The organism is Oceanicola sp. S124, from assembly GCF_000220565.1.
Classification (GTDB): Bacteria; Pseudomonadota; Alphaproteobacteria; order Rhodobacterales; family Rhodobacteraceae; genus Pseudooceanicola.
Genome location: NZ_AFPM01000265.1, coordinates 1 through 7,600, shown reverse-complemented (window position 1 = coordinate 7,600; position 7,600 = coordinate 1). Strand labels below are relative to the sequence as shown.

The following is a 7,600-nucleotide window of genomic DNA, read 5'->3' as shown; positions in this document are numbered from 1 at the left end:
CTGGGAATTCGACAAGGAAGAGGGCGTGCTGGATGCGGGCCGCCTCGCCCGTGTCGTTGCCAACCCCACCACGCCGCTGTCCTTCAAGGTCGAGAAGGACATGGAGTTCCGCGACACCGTGGTGACCCTGCTGATCGACAACTCAGGCTCGATGCGCGGCCGCCCGATCTCGATCGCGGCGATCTGCGCCGACGTGCTGGCCCGCACGCTGGAACGCTGCTCGGTCAAGGTCGAGATCCTCGGCTTCACCACACGCGCCTGGAAGGGCGGGCAATCACGGGAGAAATGGCTGGCCGATGGCCGCCCGCAGCAGCCCGGTCGCCTGAACGACCTGCGCCATATCATCTACAAGCAGGCCGACGCCCCCTGGCGGCGCTCGCGCGACAACCTCGGCCTGATGATGAAGGAAGGCCTCCTGAAGGAGAACATCGACGGCGAGGCCCTGGAATGGGCACACCGCCGCATCGTGGGCCGCCGCGAGGCGCGCCGCATCCTGATGGTGATCTCCGACGGCGCCCCGGTCGACGATTCGACGCTGAGCGTGAACCCCGCCAACTTCCTGGAAAAACACCTGCGCGACGTGATCGCGATGATCGAGAAGCGCAAGGCGGTCGAACTGATCGCCATCGGCATCGGCCACGACGTGACCCGCTACTACCAGCGCGCCGTCACCATCACCGACGTCGACCAGCTGGCCGGCGCGATGACCGAGCAACTGGCCTCGCTCTTCGACAACGACCCGAGGGCACGTGCCCGCATGGTCGGGATCAGGAAGGCGGGATAGGCCTCCGCCAACCCGCAGGGAACGCAGGGAACCATCCAGGAAGCCGGGGCCTCGCTCCGGCTTCCGTCATTCAGACCGCATCGGTCCGCCCAACCGGGGCCCGCGCTCTCTTCGCAGCACAACGTCCTTCCCCCATCCGACGGCCCAAATACTGCGGGGGAGTCTCCGCAGGAGACGGGGGCAGCGCCCCCTCCCTCGCCGGCAACCAGGCGCCCCCCGCCTGGGGCTCCCAGCATTGCCCCGGCCCCCCGAAGCGCCAATTCCCCTTGGAACTCACGCTTTCTTAACTACGAAGCGGCAAACCTGCGGCGACCCCGCCCGGAGGACCCCCGATGCCACAGAGCGCCCAGCCTCACCCTGTCCCGACCGCTGACAGCAACTTCGCCGCCGCGCGCCAGTTCGTCGCCCATGGCCGCCGCCGCCAGCAGGACGAGGGCCGCGAGAGCATCTCGGGACCAGGCTCCTTCCTGGAAGCCGCCCGGCCGACCATGACGCTGCTGAACCGGGTACTGGAAGAACGGCAGATCACCTCGATCCTCGACCTGGGCTGCGGCGACTGGAACTGGATGCGCCACATGGACCTTTCCGGGCGCGACATTTCCTATCGCGGCTGGGACGCCGATCCGGACCTGATCGCAAGCCTGACCCGCGCCCATGGCGAGGGCGCCCGCATCCGTTTCGAGATGCGCGACCTGACAGCCGAGCTGCTGCCCCCCCATGACCTGGTGATCATCCGCGACGTGCTCTTCCACCTGCCACACGAGATGGGGCAGCGGGTGATCACCCGGATCCGCAACGCGGCGCGCTACATGATCGCCACCAGCTTTCTCGGACAGGGCCAGAACCCGGCCTGGGGCGATTGCAGCCCGGTCGCGATCGAGGGCTGGGGGTTCTACACCATAGACCTCTGCGCCCCGCCCTTCTCGCTGACCCCCTTCCTGTCCGAGGCGCTGCGCGAACCGCTCTGCACCGTGCGCGACAAGCGACGCTTCGTCTGCCTCTTCGATTTCGGCTCGAAACCCTGAAGCAGGCGGACTAGGTTGCCTCCTGACCCGTCCCGCCCCCAACCGGGGGCCGGGGCCGCAGACAGGAAGCGACCATGTTCCAGACCTTCGAGACCTCCTCCTCGCCCGAACAGGGCCCGCCCCGCCTGACAGCCCTGCGCGCCGAACTGGCCGACCTGGGCGTCGATGCCTTCCTCGTGCCCCGCGCCGATGCCCACCAGGGCGAATATGTCGCCCCGCGCGATGACCGGCTGGCCTGGCTTACCGGCTTCACCGGATCGGCCGGCCAGTGCCTCGTCACCGCCACGCGGGCCGCTCTCTTCGTCGACGGCCGCTATACCGTGCAGGCCCGCGACCAGGTTGCCGAAGAGATCGAGAAGATCGACTGGCCTGCCACCCTGCCCGCCGCCTGGGCCCGCCAGGCCCTGCCCGAGGGCGGGGTGCTGGCCTTCGATCCCTGGCTGCATGCCCGCGCCGAGATCGACCGGCTGGAAGCCGGGCTCGCCGGGTCGGGCATCACCCTGAAGGCGCTCGACGCCAATCCGGTTGACGCCATCTGGCCCGACCAGCCCGCCCCGCCGCTTGGCCCCATCGTGCCGCAACCGCTGGATTTCGCCGGCGAGCCGCTGGCCGAGAAATGCACCCGCCTCGGACGCGCTCTGGCCCGTGCGGGCGACTGGGCGGCGGTGCTGACCCTGCCCGATTCCATCGCCTGGCTGCTGAACATCCGTGGCAGCGACATCCCACGCAACCCGGTGCCCCATGTTTTCGCCGTGCTCTTCGCCGACGGCCAGGTGGCGCTGTTTGCCGAGGATGCCAAGTGTGACGATGCGCTGCTGGACCACCTCGGGCCGCTGGTGACCATCGAGGGGCCCGAGGCCTTCGGGCCCACACTCGAGGTCATCGGGCGCGAGGCGAAGGGGCCGATCCGGCTTGACCGCGGCTCCTGTCCACTCTGGGTCGAGGCGCGGCTGGCCGGGGCGGCGATCCGCTGGGGCGAGGATCCCTGCATCCTTCCCAAGGCGCGCAAGAATGCCGCCGAGCTTGCCGGCATGCGGGCCGCGCACCTGCGCGACGCCACGGCCATTTGCCGCTTCCTCGCCTGGTTCGATGCCGCCGCCCAGACGAGCCTGACCGAGATCGACCTTGTCACCCGGCTCGAGATCATGCGCCGCGAGACCAACCAGCTGATGGAGATCTCCTTCGACACCATCGCCGGCGCCGGTCCCCATGGCGCCCTGCCCCACTACCGGGTCAGCACCGAGAGCAACGCGCGCCTCGCCGAGGGCCAGCTGGTGGTGCTGGACAGCGGCGGGCAGTATCTGGATGGCACCACGGACATCACCCGTACGCTGCTGGTCGGCGAGACCGCCGGCGCCGAGGAGAAAGCCGCCTTCACCCGCGTGCTGCAGGGCATGATCGCCATCTCGCGGCTGCGCTTCCCGGCCGGGCTGGCCGGCCAGCATCTCGACGCCCTGGCGCGCTACCCGCTCTGGCTGGCGGGGCAGGACTACGACCATGGCACCGGCCATGGGGTCGGGGCCTATCTCTGTGTCCACGAGGGGCCGCAGCGTCTCAGCCGCGTGTCCGACGTGGCGCTGGAACCCGGCATGATCCTGTCGAACGAACCCGGCTACTACCGCGAGGGCGCCTTCGGCATCCGCATCGAGAACCTGATCGCGGTCGAGCCCGCCCCGGCCCTGGCCGGTGCCGACGCCCGCCGGATGCTCGCCTTCGAGACGCTGACCTGGGTGCCGATCGAGCGGCGCCTGATTGACGTGGGGGCGCTCTCGGCTGCCGAGCGGAGTTGGATCGACGATTATCACGCCGGGGTCCGGGCGCGTATTCGTCCATTGCTGGACGAACCGACCGCTTTGTGGTTGGATCGGGCGACCGAGCCTCTCTGAGAGCTTGGCCGCGCCCGAGGGATCTAGTGACATGCGCATGTTACACGGGCACGGCAGGGAGACGGGGCCTGAACGGGGGAAAGCTGAATGACCGATATGACCATCCGTGCCGCGGCAGGGATCTGGACCGTGCGCGCCGGCGGGGCCGTGCTGGCCGAAAGCCGCAATGCGCTGCAACTGAGTGAAACGGGGTATCCCGACATCATCTACTTCCCGCGCGAGGATATCGCGATGGCCTTCCTTGACCGGACGGATCACGCGACGACCTGCCCCAAGAAGGGCGAGGCCTGCTACTTTTCGATCGTGACCAAGAGCCAGACGCTGGAGAATGCCGCCTGGAGCTACGAGACACCGCTGGAAGGCGCCACCGAGATCGCCGGCCATATCGCCTTCCACGCCACGGATTTCGTCACCATCGAGCAGATCTGACCCCGGCCTGACTGGTTGGGATCCGGCGACGGGGCCCGACTGACTGAGCCCGACCGACTGGGCTGCTGGCAGGAGCCCAGGCCGACTGGTGACCTGGCGACCGGGGCCCTGACCGCGCCAGCGCGTGCCGCCTGTGGCGCGGGGCTCCGCCCCCGCTGCCGGACGGCGACCTTGGCCTGTCTGACGCTGAGACGAACGGGGCCGGGACAGCCCAGGCCGGGTCCTCGGCCCTTCCACCATCCACGACGTCCGCCCTGCCGCGCGCGCCCTGTGCGGGTGCCGGGGCGCAGTCCCCGGACTGAGGGGGCTCGATGCCCCCGAGGGGCGCCCTGCGCTGCCTAGCCGTGTTCCTCGCTGGCGGTGGCCGCGAGGGCGCGGTTGTAGGCGCGCAGCGCATCCACATGGAAGAGCGCCCCGAGAAGCTCGGGCGGGCGGGTCGCGTCGCTCAGGGTGACCACCGGCAGGAAGGGTTCCAGGCTGCGCTCGAAATCCGGGAAGGCATCCTCGAGCGTCGCGGCCGCGTCCAGGTAGAGGCCTTGTTCGATCAGCTCCCAGCAACGGGCTTCCGGGGCCGCACGGGAGTCATCGGCGGGCCGCATCACGTCGCGGGCGCGGAACATCGCCAGCAGGTATTGCTGCGGCCCTGCCGCCAGCCGCGTGCCGCGCCGCTCGAGCTGGGTCAGGAAGAACGACCGTTTCACCAGCCGCGAGCCGATGGCGGTCGAGATCGACACGGTCACCATGACGCCGAGCGCCGTCGTCCAGTCGCCGGTCAGCTCGAATACGATCAGCGTGGTCGAGATCGGCGCCCCCAGCACCGCCGCGGCCACCCCCCCCATGCCCGCCAGGGCATAGAGCTGCGGGCTGCCCGACTGATCGGGAAAGACGCCGGTGGCAACGATGCCGAAGGCCAGCCCGGTCAGCGCCCCCATCATCATCGAGGGAGAGAACACGCCGCCGCCCATCCGTCCGCCGACGGTCACCGCCACGGCCACCGCCTTCAGCACCGCGAAGATCACCGCCTCGTGCAGCAGCAGGTTGCCCGACAGCGCCTTCAGCGTCGTCTCGTAGCCGACGCCGATGATATGGGGAAACCAGATCGCCAGGCCGCCCAGCAGGGCCCCAGAGACCGCAGGGCGCAGCACCTGGGGGATCGACAGGCGCCGTTGCAGGCGGGTGGCCACCGTCTCGGACAGGAAGATGGCGCGCATGAACAGCCCCGCCACGACGCCACAGAGCGCGCCGAGCAGCAGGAAGGCCGGCAGCTCCTGGTAGAAGCCGAGGATTGAGGCCTCGGGCAGCAGGTATTCCGCCCCCTCGCCGAACTGCAGCCGCGAGATCACCGCTCCGGCCACCGCCGAGATGGTGATCGGGGCGAAGGCATGCAGGGCGAAGTGGCGCAGCACCACCTCCATGGCAAAGAGCGCCCCGGCGATCGGCGCGTTGAACGAGGCCGCCACCGCCGCCGCCACCGCGCAGCCCAGCAGGTCGCGCCCGGTCACGCCATCGGCGCGCATCCGGTTGAGCACCCAGGTCGAGATCACCGCCGCCAGGTGCACCACCGGCCCCTCGCGTCCCGATGAGCCCCCTGTGCCCAGGGTGATCAGCGAGGCCGCCGCCGAGGCCAGCCCGGCCCGCCCCTCGACCCGCCCCTCGTGCAGGGCCGCGCCCTCGATCACGTCGGCGACCGAGCGCACCCGCCCGTCCGGCGTGAAGCACTTCAGGATGACGCCCACGACCAGCCCGCCGCAGATCGGCACGACCAGCACGATGTACCAGGGCAGGCCGCCCGCGAAGGAGTGCAGGCTCTGCACGTCATCGGCGCCATAGGCCAGCCGTTGCAGCGCCGAGATGCCCGAGCGGAAAGCCAGCGCCGCCGCCCCGCCCGCGATGCCGATACCAAGGGCGATCAGCCAGAAGACCACCTGGAAGGATCCCTTGTCGCGCAGCAGGCACCAGGCCCGGCGCGTCGCCTCGCTCAGCCCGCCCGAGAGGGGTCGGGGCTCTTCCGGCACTGGGCTCATGGCGGCTTTTGCCTCCCGTCTGGATGCGGCCCCGGGGACCGCGCTTGCCGCCTTCTAGGACAAAGGTCGGGGCAAAAAAAGCCCCGGGGTGACGCTGGGTTGCCTGAAGCTGCAGGGCGTTTCCGCGACCGGGGGCGGGATACGACCTTAAGGCCGGTTGCGGCCTTGCGGCAGATGCGCTGAGATCGCCGCAAGGCACCCGGAACGAATTCAGATTGGGGGGACTCCCGTGGCTTATTCCTGGGGACGACAGGAAGCCGGCACCGGGGAGCGCGGCTATTGCGACCGCGAGATACCGGAAGAGAGATTGCACGACACGCTGGTCGGCAGACTGTACGACGTCGCGGTCGATCCCCTGCGGCTGGCCGATCTGCTGGACGACTGGGAGCGACTGAACCGGCCGCTGCGGCGGGCGCTGGATCACGCGGTGCGGCTGGCCGGCGGCATTGAAGGGTCCGCAGCGCAGGGGGCGGATCCGCAGCCCATTGCCCCGGGACGCCCCGCCGAGACAAGGCGGCCTGCGGCGCTGGATTTCACTGAACATTTCCAGAGGGTGACCCGGCTGCTGGAACAATCCCGCGCCGCCCGTGCGCTGCGCCCCGAAGAGGCCGAGCTACGCCGTTTCGCCCGCACTGCCGCCTTTGCCGTCGGCCCCGACCTGCGCCTGATGGCCGCCAATGAAGCGGCGCGGCAAAGCTGGGGGATCCGGCGCGGCGATGCGCTGGATGCCCTGCCCTTCGAGGCACCGCACCTCGAGGCGCTGCGCGGCCGTCTGCGCCGGATGCTGGGCCAGGCACCCGACCCGGCGCCGGAGCGCGCCCGCCGTCCCGCCCCCCGGCCCGGCAAGGACGCGGCGCTGCGGCTGCGGCTGGCCGCGACCGGGCAACTCATCCTGGCACAGCTGGCCCTCAACCGCCCCGGCGGCGGGGCGCCCTTCGTGTTGGTCGTCACCTCGCAGTTGCGCTGGCCCGAGGCCCTGACCGAGACCCTGCGCGAGGCCTTCGGCCTGACCCGGGCCGAGGCGCAGATCCTGCGCAGCCTCTCCGAGGCGCGCCCGCTGCGCGACATCGCCGAAGAGCGCGGCCGCTCGGTCGAGACGGTGCGGGCGCAGATCAAGGCCATCCTCGCCAAGACCGAAACCCGCAGCCAGGGCGAGCTGCTGCGCCTGGCCCTCTCGGTCAGCGAGCTGATCCCCGCCCTGCCCCCCTCGGCCAGCGACACCCCAGGGCTGCACAGCCCTGCCGGACGGGCGCAGGACCTGCACGGCCCCGCCCGTGGTGATCTCTCGACCGGCACCGCACCCGGCGTAGTGGCACAAGCCGGGCGCCGCGAGGCACCGGGAACCTCCGGGACCTCACGGCGCCCGGGCCGGGCCTCGGGCGGCATGGTCAGGTTCAGCCATTGTGGCGGGTTGATGCCGGTGCTGCCCTACCGCAGCCTTGCGCGCCCCGA

6 protein-coding genes are annotated in these 7,600 nt (G+C 70.4%); 5 read left to right on the top strand and 1 reads right to left on the bottom strand.

Features of this window, described 5'->3' with window-relative positions; translation table 11 throughout:
• The 4 genes from OS124_RS0117765 to OS124_RS0117750 all read left to right on the top strand — a co-directional run.
• On the top strand, window positions 1-784 hold a 784-nt coding region (locus OS124_RS0117765), incomplete at its 5' end, for a cobaltochelatase CobT-related protein (protein ID WP_010141207.1).
• A 332-nt stretch (window positions 785-1,116) separates the two neighbouring features.
• Complete coding sequence (locus OS124_RS26210) at window positions 1,117-1,809, top strand: class I SAM-dependent methyltransferase (RefSeq protein ID WP_010141206.1); 693 nt, start codon at window positions 1,117-1,119, stop codon at window positions 1,807-1,809.
• A gap of 74 nt (window positions 1,810-1,883) precedes the next feature.
• A complete protein-coding gene (locus OS124_RS0117755) occupies window positions 1,884-3,695 on the top strand; it encodes an aminopeptidase P family protein (protein ID WP_010141205.1) in 1,812 nt (603 codons plus the stop codon).
• Window positions 3,696-3,782: 87 nt separating this feature from the next.
• Window positions 3,783-4,124 carry a DUF427 domain-containing protein gene (locus OS124_RS0117750; RefSeq protein ID WP_010141204.1) on the top strand — a complete coding sequence of 114 codons (342 nt, stop codon included), beginning with the start codon at window positions 3,783-3,785 and terminating at the stop codon, window positions 4,122-4,124.
• 338 nt (window positions 4,125-4,462) lie between these two features.
• On the opposite strand, the gene OS124_RS0117745 is transcribed toward OS124_RS0117750, so the two are convergent.
• On the bottom strand, window positions 4,463-6,148 hold the full coding sequence (locus OS124_RS0117745; protein WP_010141203.1) for a chloride channel protein: 1,686 nt from the start codon (window positions 6,146-6,148) through the stop codon (window positions 4,463-4,465).
• A 229-nt stretch (window positions 6,149-6,377) separates the two neighbouring features.
• On the opposite strand from OS124_RS0117745, the gene OS124_RS25145 reads away from it, so the two are divergent.
• On the top strand, window positions 6,378-7,600 hold a 1,223-nt coding region (locus tag OS124_RS25145), incomplete at its 3' end, for a helix-turn-helix domain-containing protein (protein ID WP_138919582.1).